The sequence below is a fragment of the Oligella urethralis DSM 7531 genome (assembly GCF_000372065.1).
Classification (GTDB): Bacteria; Pseudomonadota; Gammaproteobacteria; order Burkholderiales; family Burkholderiaceae_B; genus Oligella; species Oligella urethralis.
Genome location: NZ_AQVB01000003.1, coordinates 53,409 through 70,327, shown reverse-complemented (window position 1 = coordinate 70,327; position 16,919 = coordinate 53,409). Strand labels below are relative to the sequence as shown.

General features: G+C 44.4%; 15 protein-coding genes. 9 read left to right on the top strand and 6 right to left on the bottom strand.

Features of this window, described 5'->3' with window-relative positions:
* Nucleotides 1-147: 147 nt before the first annotated feature.
* From A3GA_RS0102805 to dctP, 3 genes are read left to right on the top strand one after another with little or no spacing between them, the layout of a single operon-like run.
* On the top strand, nt 148-633 hold the full coding sequence (locus A3GA_RS0102805; RefSeq protein ID WP_018025868.1) for a TRAP transporter small permease subunit: 486 nt from the start codon (nt 148-150) through the stop codon (nt 631-633).
* Between the two features lie 3 nt (nt 634-636).
* The gene (locus A3GA_RS0102800; protein ID WP_018025867.1) at nt 637-1,959 is read left to right on the top strand and encodes a TRAP transporter large permease; all 1,323 of its coding nucleotides are present in this window, start codon (nt 637-639) and stop codon (nt 1,957-1,959) included.
* Between the two features lie 21 nt (nt 1,960-1,980).
* Nucleotides 1,981-3,084, top strand: coding sequence for a TRAP transporter substrate-binding protein DctP (gene dctP / locus A3GA_RS0102795; protein WP_018025866.1), 1,104 nt, complete (start codon nt 1,981-1,983; stop codon nt 3,082-3,084).
* 76 nt (nt 3,085-3,160) lie between these two features.
* Here the strand turns inward: dctP and A3GA_RS0102790 are convergent, their stop codons facing one another.
* Complete coding sequence (locus tag A3GA_RS0102790) at nt 3,161-4,654, bottom strand: CoA-acylating methylmalonate-semialdehyde dehydrogenase (protein ID WP_018025865.1); 1,494 nt, start codon at nt 4,652-4,654, stop codon at nt 3,161-3,163.
* 47 nt (nt 4,655-4,701) lie between these two features.
* Nucleotides 4,702-5,859, bottom strand: coding sequence for an iron-containing alcohol dehydrogenase (locus A3GA_RS0102785; RefSeq protein WP_018025864.1), 1,158 nt, complete (start codon nt 5,857-5,859; stop codon nt 4,702-4,704).
* A gap of 169 nt (nt 5,860-6,028) precedes the next feature.
* Here A3GA_RS0102785 and A3GA_RS0102780 point away from each other — a divergent pair, with 169 nt between their 5' ends.
* On the top strand, nt 6,029-6,802 hold the full coding sequence (locus A3GA_RS0102780; protein ID WP_208854079.1) for an IclR family transcriptional regulator: 774 nt from the start codon (nt 6,029-6,031) through the stop codon (nt 6,800-6,802).
* 2 nt (nt 6,803-6,804) lie between these two features.
* On the opposite strand, the gene A3GA_RS0102775 is transcribed toward A3GA_RS0102780, so the two are convergent.
* From A3GA_RS0102775 to A3GA_RS0102760, 4 genes are read right to left on the bottom strand one after another with little or no spacing between them, the layout of a single operon-like run.
* Entirely contained in the window at nt 6,805-8,397 is a 1,593-nt protein-coding gene (locus tag A3GA_RS0102775; protein ID WP_018025862.1) for an acyl-CoA synthetase, read from the bottom strand.
* Between the two features lie 25 nt (nt 8,398-8,422).
* The gene (locus A3GA_RS0102770) at nt 8,423-8,920 is read right to left on the bottom strand and encodes a dihydrofolate reductase (RefSeq protein ID WP_018025861.1); all 498 of its coding nucleotides are present in this window, start codon (nt 8,918-8,920) and stop codon (nt 8,423-8,425) included.
* Nucleotides 8,921-8,946: 26 nt separating this feature from the next.
* A complete protein-coding gene (locus A3GA_RS0102765) occupies nt 8,947-9,783 on the bottom strand; it encodes a thymidylate synthase (RefSeq protein WP_018025860.1) in 837 nt (278 codons plus the stop codon).
* Between the two features lie 3 nt (nt 9,784-9,786).
* Nucleotides 9,787-10,209 (bottom strand): OsmC family protein, encoded by a 423-nt coding sequence (locus A3GA_RS0102760; RefSeq protein ID WP_018025859.1) that lies wholly within the window; start codon nt 10,207-10,209, stop codon nt 9,787-9,789.
* Between the two features lie 661 nt (nt 10,210-10,870).
* On the opposite strand from A3GA_RS0102760, the gene A3GA_RS0102755 reads away from it, so the two are divergent.
* From A3GA_RS0102755 to A3GA_RS0102735, 5 genes are all read left to right on the top strand, one after another.
* On the top strand, nt 10,871-11,989 hold the full coding sequence (locus tag A3GA_RS0102755) for an MraY family glycosyltransferase (protein ID WP_018025858.1): 1,119 nt from the start codon (nt 10,871-10,873) through the stop codon (nt 11,987-11,989).
* A 34-nt stretch (nt 11,990-12,023) separates the two neighbouring features.
* Nucleotides 12,024-13,298, top strand: a complete 1,275-nt coding sequence (tviB, locus tag A3GA_RS0102750) for a Vi polysaccharide biosynthesis UDP-N-acetylglucosamine C-6 dehydrogenase TviB (protein WP_018025857.1) — start codon at nt 12,024-12,026, stop codon at nt 13,296-13,298.
* Between the two features lie 37 nt (nt 13,299-13,335).
* Nucleotides 13,336-14,361 carry an SDR family oxidoreductase gene (locus A3GA_RS0102745; RefSeq protein ID WP_018025856.1) on the top strand — a complete coding sequence of 342 codons (1,026 nt, stop codon included), beginning with the start codon at nt 13,336-13,338 and terminating at the stop codon, nt 14,359-14,361.
* 3 nt (nt 14,362-14,364) lie between these two features.
* On the top strand, nt 14,365-15,711 hold the full coding sequence (gene murJ / locus A3GA_RS0102740) for a murein biosynthesis integral membrane protein MurJ (RefSeq protein WP_026156771.1): 1,347 nt from the start codon (nt 14,365-14,367) through the stop codon (nt 15,709-15,711).
* A gap of 80 nt (nt 15,712-15,791) precedes the next feature.
* On the top strand, nt 15,792-16,916 hold the full coding sequence (locus tag A3GA_RS0102735; protein WP_018025854.1) for a glycosyltransferase family 4 protein: 1,125 nt from the start codon (nt 15,792-15,794) through the stop codon (nt 16,914-16,916).
* Nucleotides 16,917-16,919 lie beyond the last annotated feature (3 nt).

Below are 16,919 nucleotides of genomic sequence, written 5' to 3'. Positions count from 1 at the left end.
GACCTCGGTTCGGACGGCGAATTTTTATTTGTACTAAAGCAATGATGTAAAACAGGGATAAGTACTAGCTTGCGAGCAGTTGGAAGGCGATGTACAGTTAGTTACTGTCTATTACTATATATTGGAATGTACACATAAAGGGGGCCCATGATCATACGAATTATTGATGTGATAAATGAGGTGATTGGGAAAATAGTGTCTTTCATAGCCATTATTTTTGCAGTCATCATTATCTATGAAGTGTTTATGCGTTACGCCTTACATCAACCCACCCGATGGTCATTTGATGTTACAAAGCAGCTTTACGGTTTTTATTTTATGATGTTGGGTGCTTATGCCCTAAAGCACCAGGCTCATGTGCGTGTAGATCTTCTGGTCCAGCATTTATCAAGAAGAGCGCAGAAATGGGTAGACATTGCTGGATACCTTATCTTTTTCTTTCCTTTTAGTTGGATATTCTTAACTCGCAGTTATGAGTTTGCTATGCGTTCAGTAGCACAGGCAGAAACTACTTATGGTGCTGTGCAATTGCCCATTTATCCACTAAAAATTTCGATGGTTGTTGCCGCTGCTCTGTTGCTTTTGCAAGGAGTGGCTGAAGTGCTTCGCCTGCTGTTTAAAAAGGATGTATAGCTCATGTCAGGTGAATATATTGCATTAATTATGGGTGGCCTACTTTTGGTAGGTTTATTTATGGGGCACCCCCTAGCTTTTGTCTTGGGCGGTGTTGCGGTATTGGGGGCGTTTATTGCTGGCAAGCCGATGGTCTTGGGTATTGTGATCAACCGTATTTATGGTGACGTGCTTGATAACTATACCTTAATTGCCATCCCTTTGTTTATTTTAATGGCACGATTTTTATCGGATTCAGAAGTCACAGATAAGATGTTTGAAGCCCTACGTCATTTGCTTTCACGCGTGCGTGGGGGCTTGGCTTTGGCTGTTGTGTTTTTATCCATGCTGTTGGCAGCAACGACTGGAATTATAGGCGCATCAATTACTGTCACTGGTATGATGGCATTGCGTCCAATGCTTAATTACGGCTATAGCCCGCGACTTACAACGGGTGTGATTGCGGCTTCTGGTTGTTTAGGTATTTTAATCCCACCGTCAATTATGCTGATTTTAATGGCCAGTTATTCACCTTTATCTATTGGTGAGTTGTTTGCCGGGGCATTGATTCCTGGTCTTTTACTAGGTCTGTTATATGCCGCATGGGTGGTGTTTGTTGCTTGGCGTGACCCAGCCAGTGCGCCGTCTGTGGAGCCTGAAGAGAAAATTAGTCGTGCTGAATTGACGAAGATGCTTATTATTGAAGCCGTGCCACCTATTTTGTTGATTTTGGGTATTTTGGGCTCAATGCTTCTAGGTGTTGCAACGGCCACCGAGGCTTCTGCCATTGGTTGTTTGCTGTCGTTTATTTTTGTGGTACTTCGCGGAAAGTTTCGCTGGCGGATGTTTTTGAGTGCGCTTTATGAGACAGGTCGTACCTCTGCAATGATTTTATTTATTGTGGTAGGAGCGACTGCTTTTACCGGGGTATTTAATATCACGGGCGGTTTAAGTGCAGTGCAGGAATTGATGCGAAGTCTGGATATGGCACCTTGGGCTTTGATTATTGTGATGTTATTTGTCGTTTTTGTCTTGGGTTGTTTCCTTGATTGGACCGGTATCGTGCTTTTATCTTTCCCGATCTTGTTACCTTTAGTTCAAGAAATGGGTATTAGCATTTTATGGTTTGTTGTGTTGGTAGCAGTGCTTCTTCAGACTTCTTTCCTAACGCCACCATTTGGTTACGCTTTGTTTTATTTACGGGCAATAACGCCTAAATCGATCCAAACGATTGAAATTGTTAAGGGGGTTATTCCTTTCATTTTCATCGTTATTTTAATGTGTATTTTATGCGCTATTTTCCCAGGTTTAATTACTTGGTTACCTCAAGTGTTATATGGGAATTAATTTATAAGATAAGGAGACAAAATGTCATTAATTAAAAAAACAGTACACGTATTAGTAGGAACTGCTATTTTGGGTGGCATGGGTTTAGCACAGGCAGCACCAAAAAAGTGGACGATGACCAGTACATGGCCAGCTTCTATTGAGTTGATTGAAACTGATAAGAAATGGGTGGAATTAGTTAATAAGCTTGCCGGCGATGAATTACAAATTGAATTCTTTGAGGGTGGCTCGCTAGTGCCAAGTGGTGAGGTTTTTAGTGCGGTAGAATCAGGCACTATTGAAGCAGGTGCAGATTGGCCGGGTTATTGGGCTGGTCGTAACCCCGCATTTTCTCCTTTAGCAACGCACTCCAGTTTGTTTAATGCAATGGATTATGCTAACTGGATTAATGAGTGGGGCGGTGCCGAAATGTATAATGAAATTTTCGGCAAGTATGGTATGGTGTATCTGCCATTTAATGTCACCAATAATGAATCAGGCTTCCATACAGTTGATCCTGTTCGTAATATCGACGAAATTAAAGGTAAGCGTTTACGCTTATCTGGCCTAGAACAAGGTCAAGTGCTTGAAAAGATTGGTGGTACCCAAGTTTCTATGGCGGGTCAGGAGCTTTATCAATCACTAGAACGAGGCGTAATTGATGGCGCTGAATTCTCAACCCCTAATGTTGATGTGTCTGCTGGCTTACATCAGGTGACTAAGCATTGGACTACCCCAGGTTGGCACCAATCGGCTTCTGTTTTTGGCGTGATGATCAATAAAAAGGCTTGGGATGCTTTAAGTCCTGCTACTCAGGAAAAGCTTAAGATTGCAGCTCAAGCCACGATGATGTGGGGTATCACTAATTCAGAAAAACAAGCACTTAAGGGTGTTCGTACCTTCCAGAAAGCAGGTGTAGAAATCCATCGCTTTAGTGAAGAAGACTTAGAAGCTATTCAGAAAGTAACTAACGAAGTGATGGTTAACGTTGCTTGCAGTAACCCTGATGCCGCTAAAGTCTACGCAAGTCAGATAGAGTATCTTCATGACTATAAAGATTGGCGTGAAATGTCTAAGCCTTTTAATTTAGGTCGTAGTATTGAGGGTCCAGATTTAGAGAAAATCAAGGCTTGTGCATCGAAGTAATTTTTAAAGGTTGGTCTTTTCATACATAACAATAAAGCACCTATTTAGGTGCTTTATTGTTAAGACTAAGTTCAGGCTACAGTGTTGGCATTGAAAACTGAACCCCTTCACGAACTGATGCACTCGGCCAACGTTGTGTGATGGTTTTACGACGAGTAAAGAAGCGTACACCATCTGACCCGTACATAAATAAATCGCCGAATAAAGAGCGTTTCCATCCGCCGAAACTTTGATAAGCAACGGGTACTGGCAAGGGGATATTAATACCAACCATGCCTACCTTAATATTGTCACTAAAATATCGAGCTGCTTCACCGTCACGAGTATAAATACAAGTGCCGTTTCCGTATTCATGCTGATTAATTAGTTCCATGGCTTCTTCCATTGAGCTAACACGTATCACTTGTAATACGGGACCAAATATCTCAGCTTTATAGCTATCCATATCTTTAGTGACATGGTCCAAAAGCGTGGCGCCAACAAAAAAACCATTCTCATACCCTTCAGGCTTGGTATCAGTGCCGTCAACAACAAGAGTTGCACCTTGCTCAACACAACTGCGTATATGAGCGATAACTTTGTCTTTGTGCTCAGCTGTGATAACCGGCCCAAAATCATTGCTAGCGTCGTGGTAGGCGCCGACTTTCAGTTTCTCAATTGCTGCACTCAACTGAGCAATCATTTTGTCAGCAATTTCGTCGCCGACAGCAACCGCGACTGAAAGTGCCATACAACGTTCACCGGATGAGCCGAAAGCCGCACCCAATAATGAGTTAACGACATTGTCTAAATCGGCATCAGGCATCACAATTGCGTGGTTTTTAGCACCGCCCAAGGCTTGACAGCGCTTGCCATGAGCAGTAGCTTTACTGTAAATATATTCGGCGATGGGTGTGGAGCCTACAAAGCTGATAGCCTCTACATCTCTATGTTCTAGTAAAGCATCAACCGTTTCTTTGCTACCGTTGACTAAGTTAAGTACACCGTCAGGTAGTCCAGCCTTTTTCATTAACTCAACAACAAATAGGGTGGCACTTGGATCTCGTTCAGATGGTTTTAAAACGAAAGTATTGCCGCAAGCAATTGCTAGTGGGAACATCCATAGTGGAACCATCACCGGGAAGTTAAATGGTGTGATGCCAGCAACAACACCGAGCGGGTGGAATTGACTCCAAGAATCAATTTCAGAACCTACATTGCGGCTGTGCTCACCCTTAAGTAGTTCAGGGATGCCGCAAGCAAACTCAACGTTTTCAATAGCGCGCTGTAATTCGCCGCGAGCGTCATGGACAATTTTTCCGTGTTCCTCGCCGATTAAATGACAAATTTCATCTGCGTGATGCTCAAGAAGTTCCTTATACTTAAACATGATACGCGCTCTTTGTATGGGCGTGGTTTTGCTCCACGTTGGAAAAGCAACTTTAGCGGCTGCTACAGCTTGATCAATAGTTTTAGTATTGCCAAGCAGAACTTCTCTGCTGATAATCCCTTTTGCCGGGTTATATACTGGCTGGCTTCTCTCACCATCAGTTATTACTTGGCCGTTTATATAATGACCTACTTTTTGCATTGACTTCTCCTTGATTACATTAAGTATTTATAAGTCATTGGAACCGCTTACCATAGTCCATGGTATAAGTTCAGCATTTCCTCTTTGGATGGTATGCGTGGGTTGTTATTAGGCGAACCTGATGCAAAAGCCTGTTCAACCATTGTTTCTACTACGCAATCAAACTTTGTTTTTTCTACGCCGAACTCAGCTAAGGTGGGCACTTGTAGTTCTTGATTTAAATCCTTCAGAAATTCAATTAGTTTTGCATTGGCTTGAGCAACTCCATCGTCCTCATTGGCAACACCTAAAGCCAAGGCACATTCTGCATAACGTGTTGCGGCCAATGGTATTGAGAACTCAGTGACTGAGGGGAGTAACATTGCATTAGAAAGTCCATGAGGTACATGAAAAAAAGCACCAATAGGACGACTCATACCATGCACTAAAGCTACGGATGAATTGCTGAAGGCAATACCAGCTAGGGTTGAACCTAACATCATTTTTTCACGCGCTTGTTCATCATTACCATTGTGATAGGCTCTTTTAATATTGGGGCCAATTAAGCGCAAAGCGGCAAGACATTGCTGATCGCTAAAGGCATTACGTTTTTGACTGACATATGCCTCAATCGCATGGCACATTGCGTCAATACCTGTGTCGGCTGTTGTACGTGGTGGTACACTGAGTGTTAAGCTGTAATCAATAATTGTGGCAATCGGCATAAATGCAATGCCAACGCAAAGCAACTTCTCATTGTTTGCTTCATCTGTGATAATTGTGAACTTTGTCGCTTCAGATCCAGTGCCCGCTGTGGTTGGAATAGCAATAATAGGCAGATTTTCTTCGTTTACTATGCGTGGAAATTTGTAGTCACCTATCACGCCCCCGAACTTTCCTAAAATGCCGATTGCTTTGGCGCTGTCTATGGGGCTACCGCCGCCCAAGGCAATCAGGCAGTCAAAATCACCGTTTTTTAATATGTTAACACCACCCATAATTGAGGTGTCAGTTGGCTCTGGGATGGTGTCGTCAAAGACTTCGGTAGTAAATTGTTGAGCATCCAAAACGGTTTGTATTCTTTTAACGTAGCCAAGTTGTACCATCATCTTGTCTGTTACAATCAAAGGCTTCGAAACTCCAAGGGATTCCATAATTGCAGGTAATCTCTCACAAGCGTTTTTGCCTACTTCCATAATACGCGGCAGGATAATGGTATTAGCCATACTTAGTCTCCTAAAGGATAGAGTAAGATATTAAATTTGGTTGGTTTTTATTTTTTATAGTGATACGATTTGTATCGTTATAATTGTATTTTATGGTAATTATGTTAGGAATAGATCTAGGGGTTATTCTAGGTTTTTAACGACAGCGTTGATGCAAGGGGTCGCCTCGGTGAAAAGAAAAAAGGGTTCTAGTGTTGAACGGGTAATGCAGATTATAGAGATGGTTGCTGAGGCTCCTCGTCCAGTCAGCCCGGCCGAACTTGCTTTAGAATTGGATATTCCTAAACCCAGTATTCACCGCCTTGTCAATCAATTACAAGAAGAAGGTTTTTTAACCTTAGATGTGCAAGGTGGGGTGATTTGTGGTCATCGAACTCATAAGTTGATGATGAGTTTACTAAAAAGTAATTTTATTTATAAAACAGAGCGTCAAGCTGTTTTGCAAAAACTCAGCAATAAAATTCAGGAAACGGTGGGGATTGCATTTATCCAGGATTTAGAGATTGTTTATATGGATAGGGTGTTATCCAATTGGCCTTTGCAAATTAATATACCTGAGGGTCATCGAATACCAATATGGGCTAGTGCTAGTGGTAAGCTGCTTTTGTCCTATATGTCGGTAGCACAGCAAAAAAAAATTATTGATAGTATGCCAATACGTGTTTTGACAAAAAACACAATTATCGATAAGGATGAACTGATTAACTGTCTGAAACACACGAATAAAAATGGCTATGGGGTGGATAATGAAGAGTTTATCCCTGGTATGGTGGCATGCTCTGTACCTGTACCTAATGGTGATAAAACACCCTTCGCAACGATTTTTACTCATGCACCCACTGTCAGAAAATCAATGGATGAACTGCTCAGCTATTTAGATGATATGCATTTAGCTGCGGCTGAGCTCGCCGCTATTTTTGCCAGATTAGAAAAAGATAGTTAGGACTATGCTTTTAAATTACGTAATTCTTTACGGATGATTTTGCCCGTAGTCGTCATTGGCAGTTCATCCAAAAAATGAATTTGTCGCGGATATTCGTGTGCTGCGACCCGAGTACGTACGTGGTCCTGTAAATCCTTTTTAAGCTGCTCGCTTGCTACATAGCCTTCTTTTAGTACAACAAATGCTGTGACAATCTCTGTGCGATCTGGATCCGGGATACCGATAACCGCCGCCATACTGATAGCAGGGTGACTTAGTAGTCCGTCTTCAATTGGACCAGGGCCGATACGGTATCCAGCGCTAGTAATTACATCATCATCGCGCCCTATAAAAAAGAAATAAGAGTCTTCATCCATCACGCCACGATCGCCGGTGAGTAGATATTCACCATTAAATTTTTGCTTAGTGGCTTCAGGGTCGTTCCAATAGTAGAGGAACATCACTGGGTCAGGTTTTAAGACAGCAATATCACCTTCTTCACCCGCAGCGACGGGCTCACCTGCGGAGTTGATAATCGTAACATGATGGCCGGGTACAGCTTTACCCATACTGCCGGACTTAGGGGCAAACTTTTTCGCACAACTAGAAACAATCATATTGCACTCGGTTTGACCATAAAACTCATTGATTATGAGATTTAAATTGTCTCGGCCCCAGTCAAGTAGTTCTTTCCCGAGTGTTTCACCACCACTAGCGATTGAACGTAACTTTAATTGTGACCACCTTTGCTGTGGTTTTTCTAAAAATCGCAGCATTTTAAGCGCAGTTGGTGGTAAAAAAGTATGGGTGATTTGATGTTTGTTCATTAAACTAAAAGCATCTTCTGCGTTGAATTTAGAGGCGCGAGAGGCAACTACAGGGCGTCCGTGATGCCATGCCGGCAAAAGCAAATCTAATAGTCCACCAATCCAAGCCCAGTCTGCGGGTGTCCAGAAAATGGTATCATCACTATCCATCTCATTGTTGTGGGAAGTTTCAACGCCAGGTAAATGACCGAGTAACACCCTGTGTGCATGGCAGGCACCCTTTGGTTTACCGGTAGTGCCTGAAGTGAAAATAATGATAGCAGGATCTTCGGCGAGGGTATTTGCGACTTCAAAAGTTAGTGGTTGAGCATTAAGCTCAGACCAGAACGAAAGAGCCTTTTCATCGCTATACTCTTGATTGATATTAAAAATATTTTTTAAACAAGGAATTTCACTACGTATCGTATTGATTTTATCTAAGCCGCCCTGATCGGTAATTAGGGTAGTAATTCCGGCATGAGCGATTCTAAAACTAAGCGCATCCAAGCCGAACAAAGCAAATAGCGGAACGGCAATAGCACCTAACTTATAAGTCGCTAAATGAGCAATGCCGGTTGCCAAACCCTGAGTTAATAAAATACCAACACGATCGCCTTTTTTTACGCCAGCCGCTTTAAGTGCATTGGCAAATTGATTAGAAAAATCACGCAGTTGATCAAAACTGTAGTGCTTGGTCTCACCAGCAACTTCTTCTATTAGTGCTAATCGTCCACTACCGTCGGCCCATTTATCACACGTGTCGACAGCAATATTGTAATACTCAGGTATTTGCCAAGAAAATCTGCTCATTTTTAACCATCCCTCCTAATTAAAATCACACACGCTCATACACCACAAAATCAAAATCATAATTATTGTCAATAGGTTGGGGGCTACGGCTAACTTCCTTCCAGGTGTTTTTATCTAGTGCTGGAAAGACGGTATCACCCTCAATCTTATTGTGAATTTCAGTGGCATAGACTTTATTGACCACATCAGCTGCCAGCGCTTCGGCATAAATCTGCCCACCGCCGATAATAAAAATATCCTGCGCTGGTGCTTTTTCTTTGGCTAGGGCAATGGCAGCGTCGAGATCAGCAACGAGTTCAGCGCCTTCGGCGATATAGCTGGCATCACGGCTAATCACAATATTCAAACGCCCTGGAAGGGGGCGCCCTAAGGACTCCCAGGTGATGCGGCCCATAATAATCGGCGCACCCATGGTGGTCTTTTTAAAATAGGCTAAATCCGCAGGGATGTGCCAAGGCATTTGTCCCTGCAGACCAATGATATTATTTTTTGAATAAGCCACAATAATATTAATACTTGACATGCTTAATTCCTTTGTAAAGCGCTATTTTATACCGCCACTGGCGCCTTGATATGTGGATGGTGCTGATAGTTTTCAAACTCAAAATCTTCAAAGCGATACTCGAAAATTGAGTCAGGTTTGCGCAAAATCTTTAATTGAGGGTAGGGGTAGGGTTCACGCGATAATTGCTCCTTGACCTGCTCAAAATGGTTGGAGTAAATATGGGTATCGCCCCCAGTCCAGATAAATTCACCGACCTCTAAGCCACATTGCTGAGCAATCATATGGGTGAGTAGTGAGTAGCTCGCAATATTAAAAGGCACGCCTAGGAAAATATCGGCGCTGCGTTGATACAGTTGACAAGACAGCTTGCCTTCTGCCACATAGAATTGAAATAAGCAGTGACAGGGCGGTAACTTCATCTCATCGATATTTGCCACGTTCCATGCCGCCACAATATGACGGCGTGAGTCAGGATTGCTTTTGAGCTGCGCCATTAACTGTGCAATTTGATCGATGCTGCCACCGTCTGGTGTTGGCCAACTGCGCCATTGGACTCCATAAACGGGACCCAATTCCCCCGCTGCATCAGCCCATTCATCCCAAATCGTTACCCCATGCTCCTGTAACCAACGAATATTAGAATCACCACGTAAAAACCATAGTAATTCATAAATCACGCTGCGCAAGTGGATTTTTTTTGTAGTAACGAGCGGAAAGCCCTGTTGTAAATCAAAGCGCATCTGATAGCCAAAATGTGAGCGTGTGCCGGTGCCTGTGCGATCCGACTTGTCAACACCATGGTCAAAGACAAAGCGCATCATTTGCTCATACTGATCAGAGCGAGCTGCCTGATTGCTAGTGAAAATATCCTGTGAACTCATTACTTAAACTTCCTCAATCCGATAGGAATGTGTAATTTCAGCGGTTTTATTTAGCATGGCCACGGCGGAACAATACTTTTCATGGCTTAGGTTAATGGCGCGTTCGACTACTTTGTCTTGTAAGTCGCGACCGCTGACGATAAATTCGAAGTGAATTTTGGTAAATACCTTGGGGTCTGTTTCAGCACGTTCCGAGGTGATATTTAAACGACAACGGCGAATATCCTTGCGGCTGCGTTGTAAAATCATCACCACATCATAAGCTGAGCAGGCACCAGCGCCGCTTAGCAAGGTTTCCATGGGACGAGGGGCCAGATTATTACCGCCACCCTCGGGCGGTCCATCCACGGTTAAGGTATGACCACTACCGGTTTGGCAAACAAATAACATACCCTCGGGACCATTCCATTCGACAGAGCATTGCATAATCTGATTTCCTTATAGCTATTCTTAAGATTCAATCGTATCTAACATTATGCCGTTTTAGTAGCGCTAATGGGTTATTTGATGGCTAAAACAGGGCTAAAAATTAGTGGCCACAGTGTATGGGCATGTTAGTGTATTGAAGTTTTTTTGAAAAATGTCAAAAATACAACAATCACATCGTGCACCTAGGGTTTTCATTAGTTTTTTCTTGCAACGCAACAAAAACTTTGTTAATATTTAATTGTTGTCGGGTTATTAGGGTTTGTCCTATAGCTCGCAGTGATTTAAACTGGAGTTTGATTAGTTTTCTCCTTACTAACTCAGACTTTAGTTTATGCAGATGTCTCCTCCACCCTCCTCCTTTGGTGGATTTGCCCGGAATCTTTTGATTCCGGGTTTTTTTTGCAAAAAATTTGCTGCCCTAATGCTCAGTCGATGTAAGGACGGCTGACCAAACGTCTGTTTTTATCAACAATGGCTGAACATGTCCAATAAATAACAATTCATCGTTGTTGCAAATTACAATATCTTTTAATACCTTAATACTCCCTCAGCTGTTAGACTTGCAGCACACAGGGTAGAGGCATTAAGTGGGCGTCAGTGCAAATGACTTACTTAAGTGCCTTTTTCAACTAATTCATTCTTTTTATAGTAGAACGTAGTGACAGAAGCTTGGCAATATCTTTTGATTTGTATTGTGGCTTTTTCGGTGGGCGGTTTGATTATCGCCTCCGAGCGTTGGCATGGGCGCTTTACTGGTGACTCTGATCTGAATAAGCCACAGGCCTCGCATGTACGGTCCACGCCGCGTATTGGTGGCTTAGCCGTGTTCGCGGGGACCTTGGCGGGCTTGTTGGTTTTAGGGAGGCCGGACAATACTACGCTCAATTGGTTTTGGCCAGCGCTATTTGTGGCTGCCATGCCGGTGTTTGTGGCAGGCATTTTAGAGGATATTACCAAGGACATCGGTGCGGGTAAGCGTTTATTAGCAGCCTTTGCATCGGCTGCCATTGCCTGGTGGTTTTTTGGTGGCGTCTCCCGTGTAGGCTTTGAATGGCTTGATTGGGTGCTTAGTTTTTGGCCGGTATCTTTACTCTTTACTATGGTAGCGGTCGGTGGCTGTACCCATGCCATGAATTTAATTGATGGGATGAATGGTCTTGCCGGCATGGTCTCTTGCTTAATTGCCATTTCACTGGCCTTAGTAGCCTATCAGGTCAATGACACGGCAATTTTTGTCATCGCTTTAGCCATGGCTTCTGCGGTGATGGGCTTTTTGGTGTGGAATTTTCCCTTCGGGCGCGTGTTTTTAGGCGATGGTGGCGCTTATTTTATCGGCTTTATGTTGGCTGAGTTGGCGGTGCAATTAGTAGCGCGCAATCCTTCGGTATCACCTTTTTATGCCATTGCGGTGCTGTTTTATCCGGTTTTTGAAACCATGTTTTCGATTTGGCGTCGTCGCTTTATCCGTAAAGTGCGGGTAGATCAGCCGGATGCCTTGCATTTACATCAATTAATTTTCCGCCGCTTAGTGAGAGTGACCTTCAGTCGTGATAGTCGCGACAGTGTACCGGCCTTATGTAATGCCTTAACCTCACCTTATTTGTGGGTACTGTGTTTGATTGGTTTAGTACCCGCCACGATTTTCTGGGATCAGGCATGGTTCCTATGCTTGTCTATGTTTGTGTTCTCAGTGCTATATTTGTGGCTGTACTCGCGTTTAGTGAACTGGCGTTGTCCGCGTTGGTTGTTATTACCCTCTGTGTTTAGTCGCAGATAAATGATATGTATTATTGTGTTGTTAGGAGTTTGCCTTGAAGTTGGAAGATATTAAACTTGCAGTGATTGGTCTAGGCTATGTGGGTTTGCCACTGGCCGTGGAGTTTGGTAAAAAGCGTTCGGTGATTGGTTTTGATATTAACCGTCAGCGCGTTGAGGAATTACAAGGCGGTCATGATCATACGCTTGAAGTCGGGTCCGAGGATTTGGCAGCAGCAACGCATTTGCGTTATGCCCACGATCCTGAGGAATTACGCGAGGCCAATGTATATATTGTGACGGTACCAACACCGATTGATGCGTATAAGCGTCCTGATTTGACCCCCTTAATTAAGGCCTCGGAGATGTTGGCTAAGGTCTTGCAGCGGGGTGATATTGTGATTTATGAATCCACGGTTTACCCCGGGGCGACTGAGGATGATTGTGTGCCAGTGCTAGAGCAGTTTTCTGGTCTTAAGTTTAATCAGGATTTTTTTGCCGGCTATAGTCCAGAGCGTATTAATCCAGGTGATAAGGAGCGTCGCGTTAGCAATATTGTGAAGGTGACTTCAGGCTCTACGCCCGAGGTGGCAGCCTTAGTTGATCAGTTGTATCAGCAAATTATCACCGCCGGTACGCATCAGGCACCGAGTATTAAGGTGGCTGAAGCGGCCAAAGTGATTGAGAACACACAACGTGATGTCAATATTGCCTTAATTAATGAATTAGCGATCATTTTTAATCGTATGGGCATTGATACGGAAGCCGTGCTAAAAGCTGCCGGCACCAAGTGGAACTTCTTGCCATTCCGTCCGGGTTTGGTGGGTGGTCATTGTATTGGTGTGGACCCCTATTATTTAACCCATAAAGCGCAGTCTATTGGTTATCATCCCGAGATTGTGTTGGCGGGTCGTCGTTTAAATGACAGCATGGGTACCTATGTTGTGGCTCAGCTGATTAAAGCCATGACAAAAAAGCGAATTCAGGTGCAAGATTCTCGCGTCTTAGTCATGGGTTTGACTTTTAAGGAAAATTGCCCGGATCTGCGTAACACACGGGTAGTGGATATTATTCATGAACTGGCCGAATACAATATTAACGTTGATGTCTATGATCCATGGGTAGATCCAGAAGAGTGTGAGCGTGAATACGGTATTAAACCCATTCAAAGCCTAGCAGAGGGCGTGTATGATGCGATCATACTGGCGGTGGGGCATCATCAATTTAAAGCGATGGGGGCAGCTAAAATCCACGCTACTGGTAAACCTGAGCATGTACTGTACGATCTCAAATATCTCTTTGATGAGTCTGAGACTGATTTGCGTCTGTAGTCTTTGTGGGTTTGCTTAATTTATTTTTAACATCGTTATGAGTACTAAATTTGAAGCAGTCAAGCAACAACTCCTAGCCCAACCCAAAACATGGTTGGTTACGGGTTGTGCTGGTTTTATCGGCTCCAATCTATTGGAGTTTTTATTAAAGCATCAGCAAAAAGTCGTGGGTCTGGATAATTTTTCCACCGGCTTTCAGCATAATCTTGATGAAGTGCAAGCTCAGGTGACGCCTGAACAGTGGGCGGGTTTTCGCTTTATTGAGGGCGATATACGTGATTTAGCGAGGTGTCGTGAAGCGGTCAAGGGCGTGGATTATGTCTCTCATCAGGCAGCCTTAGGCTCGGTGCCGCGCTCCTTAAATGACCCGCTCACAAGCAATGCGGTCAATATTGACGGTGCCTTAAATATGATGGTGGCGGCGCGTGATGAGGGGGTACAGTCCTTTGTTTTTGCAGCCTCTAGCTCGACCTATGGTGATCATCCGGCGCTCCCTAAGCAGGAGCCGATCATTGGTAATCCCTTGTCGCCTTATGCGGTGACTAAGTATGTCAATGAATTATACGCCCGTGTTTTTGCCATGAGTTATGGTTTTAAATCCATTGGTTTGCGTTATTTTAACGTCTTTGGTAAGCGTCAAACGCCGGACGGCGCATATGCGGCCGTGATTCCTAAGTGGACGGCGGCGATGATCCACGGTGAGCCAGTGGTGATTAATGGCGATGGCGAAACCAGTCGCGACTTTTGCTATATCGATAATACGGTGCAGGCAAATATTCTCAGCTCCTTGCAGATGCCAGACTCTGGTTTTGAAGTGTATAACGTGGCCCTAAATCACCGTACCTCACTCAATGAGCTTTTTGGCTTTTTACAGGAGCTGTTGCAGGAAAATGGCATTGCTTATGAGCAAGCGCCTATTCACCAGGACTTTAGAGCAGGTGATGTGCGACATTCCCAAGCCGATATCTCTAAAATCACTCAGCAACTGGGTTATCAGCCAACGCATAGTATTCGAGAGGGCTTGGCTGAGGCTATGCCGTGGTATATCAATTTTCTGAAGTAAGTCGTGTTGTCTAAGCGTCTTAAAGCTCTGGACGGAGACCACCTGCGAATTGCCAAAGGCGCTTTGCGGGTGGCTTTTTTCTTGTTTATCGGGAAAATAGCGGGTGCGCTCAAAGAAATGGCGGTGGCAAATCGCTATGGGGTGAGTGATGTGGTCGATGCCTACCAGTTCACCATGACCATGAGTACCTGGTTGCCGAGCACCTTGGTGGGCGTTTTTTCGATGGTGCTAATTCCTAGCTTTGTGAAGTTGCGGCATGATGTTGAAGCAGAGCAGCATCGCTTTATTTCCCAATGTGAGGGCATCTTATTGCTGCTCGGGGTGTTGCTAAGCGGCTTGACCTTTTACTTATGGCCATGGGTGCTAACGCACGCGGCCGAGGGCTTTAGTGCGGAGACCAAGGCCTTGAGTCAACGTATGATTTATGGCTTTGCCCCCACGGTGATTCTGATTCTGCTGATTGGTCTCAGTATGTCCCGCTTAAGAGCGCGTGAAAAACATATTAATACCTTGTTAGATAGTTTGCCTGCGCTCTTTATTTTATTGTGGATTTTACTGAGTCCAGGTGATACCTCAGTGGTGCCTCTGTTATGGGGCACCTTATTAGGCTATCTGGTGCAGGCATTCGTTTTACAAATATTAGCCGCGCGGGCTGAACCGCATCGCGCTTGGTTTAAGCCCTCGATTAGTCTATCGTCACCGTATTGGGCGGCGGTGATCAGTGCTGCCGGTGTGATGTTAATCGGGCAGGTCGCCATGAGCTTTGTGGGACCCTTGGATCAAATGATTGCGGCAAAACTCGGTGATAATGCGAATGCCACTTTGGGTTATGCGGCACGGGTGCTATCGTTAATTATTGGCTTGGGGGCAGCTTCTGTGGGGCGTGCCGCCTTGCCGGTGTTGGCCGATGTACAGGCACAAGGTGAGTATGCCAAAGCGCGTTCAATGGCCCTAAAATGGGCCTTAGGGATGATGGGGCTTGGCGTGTTGGCGGTGCTAGTGCTGTGGTTATTGAGTCCTTACTTGGTGCAATTACTCTTTCAACGTGGCGCCTTTAGTGCGGACAATACTGCTACAGTCACTTCCGTCATGCGTTATGGCTTATTACAACTCCCGTTTTATTTTGGTGTGTTGATTTTAGTTCAATTGATGGCCAGTCAAAATCGCTATACCTTGATGGCAGCCATCGCCGTGGCAAATTTCGCACTTAAAGCGGTATTAAGTTTCTACTTAGCGCCTATCATGGGTGCTGAGGGTATTATGTTAGCCACAGCCATGATGTATTTACTATCTTTTTGCTGTTATTTTGTGGCAGTGACGGTGATTAAGCCCGGATTTGTGAAAATCTGAAACGGATCGGTATTGTGATAGCCAAGCTGGGACAAATTTCTTAAAATTACGATGAGCGTGCTTAAGTTTCAATAGGTTGTATGTTAAGGAATCAATTACATAGTCGCATTCTTCTATATATTCCCTCGTTGCGTGGTGGGGGAGCGGAGCGTGTCGCTGTTGAGTTGGCTAGGCGTTGGGCGTACGATGGCTATGAAGTGATTGTATTGACGCAAGCAGATCCCGCCACCGATGTTTACCCATTGGATGCGCGCGTGCAGCGCGTCAGTTTAGATACTTTCGGTAGGACTGGTTTGTTTGCGCATTTGACGCAGATTCGACGCTTACGTCGTGAGCTTAAGCGTTATCGTCCAGATCTGTTGGTGTCTTTTATGACATCCGCATCGATTTTTTCGGTGATAGCAGCGATGGGCTTACCTTGTCAGGTGATTGTGACGGAGCATGCTTATCCACCTTTTCAAAAGCTGTCAAAGCATTGGCAGCGTCTCAGACGATTTTTTTATCCTAAAGCTGCGCGCGTTGTTACCTTAACCCAAGCGACTGCCGATTATTTAAAAAAAGAGATTCCCAAAGCCTCCTTTTGCGTAATTCCAAATGCGGTGCAATGGCCTCTGGAGCAGCATGAGCCTAGAGTGCAAATACCCAAGGGGGAGGGTAAAAAATGGCTCTTAGCCGTCGGTAGGCTGCAGCCCGTCAAAGGCTTTGATTTATTGATTAAAAGCTTTGCTAAGTTTGCCGATGCCTATCCTCAGTGGGATTTATTGATTTTAGGAGAGGGGCCAGAGCGTGATAGTTTAGCGCAACAAATTGAGCGTGCTGGTCTGCAACAACGTGTCTTTTTAGTAGGGCGTGTTGGTAATATGCAGTGGTGGTATAGTCAAGCTGATTTATTTGTGCTGAGCTCGCGCTCCGAGGGTTTATCAAATAGTCTACAAGAGGCGATGTCCTGTGGTTTGCCTTGCGTGGCTTATGATTGTGATGTTGGCCCACGCGAGTTAATTCGGCATGATATTGACGGCTATTTGGTGTCGCAAACTGAGTCCGTTGATGCACTAAAAGACAGCATTGTCAGCTTGATTCGAGACCCTCAACGCATGGAGGATTATGCTCGGCGTGCGGTAGATATGCGTGACCGCTATAGTATGCGCCGCATTAGCGGTATGTGGCATAAGCTCTTCCAAGACGTTTTACAAAATAAACGCTAAAAG

Coding starts and splice junctions, on each gene's coding strand:
- A3GA_RS0102800 (WP_018025867.1), top strand. CDS start 637: ATGTCAGGTGAATATATTGCATTAATTATGGGTGGCCTACTTTTGGTA.
- A3GA_RS0102790 (WP_018025865.1), bottom strand. CDS start 4,654: ATGCAAAAAGTAGGTCATTATATAAACGGCCAAGTAATAACTGATGGT.
- dctP (WP_018025866.1), top strand. CDS start 1,981: ATGTCATTAATTAAAAAAACAGTACACGTATTAGTAGGAACTGCTATT.
- A3GA_RS0102805 (WP_018025868.1), top strand. CDS start 148: ATGATCATACGAATTATTGATGTGATAAATGAGGTGATTGGGAAAATA.
- A3GA_RS0102735 (WP_018025854.1), top strand. CDS start 15,792: ATGTTAAGGAATCAATTACATAGTCGCATTCTTCTATATATTCCCTCG.
- A3GA_RS0102775 (WP_018025862.1), bottom strand. CDS start 8,397: ATGAGCAGATTTTCTTGGCAAATACCTGAGTATTACAATATTGCTGTC.
- A3GA_RS0102760 (WP_018025859.1), bottom strand. CDS start 10,209: ATGCAATGCTCTGTCGAATGGAATGGTCCCGAGGGTATGTTATTTGTT.
- A3GA_RS0102785 (WP_018025864.1), bottom strand. CDS start 5,859: ATGGCTAATACCATTATCCTGCCGCGTATTATGGAAGTAGGCAAAAAC.
- A3GA_RS0102745 (WP_018025856.1), top strand. CDS start 13,336: ATGAGTACTAAATTTGAAGCAGTCAAGCAACAACTCCTAGCCCAACCC.
- A3GA_RS0102765 (WP_018025860.1), bottom strand. CDS start 9,783: ATGAGTTCACAGGATATTTTCACTAGCAATCAGGCAGCTCGCTCTGAT.
- A3GA_RS0102770 (WP_018025861.1), bottom strand. CDS start 8,920: ATGTCAAGTATTAATATTATTGTGGCTTATTCAAAAAATAATATCATT.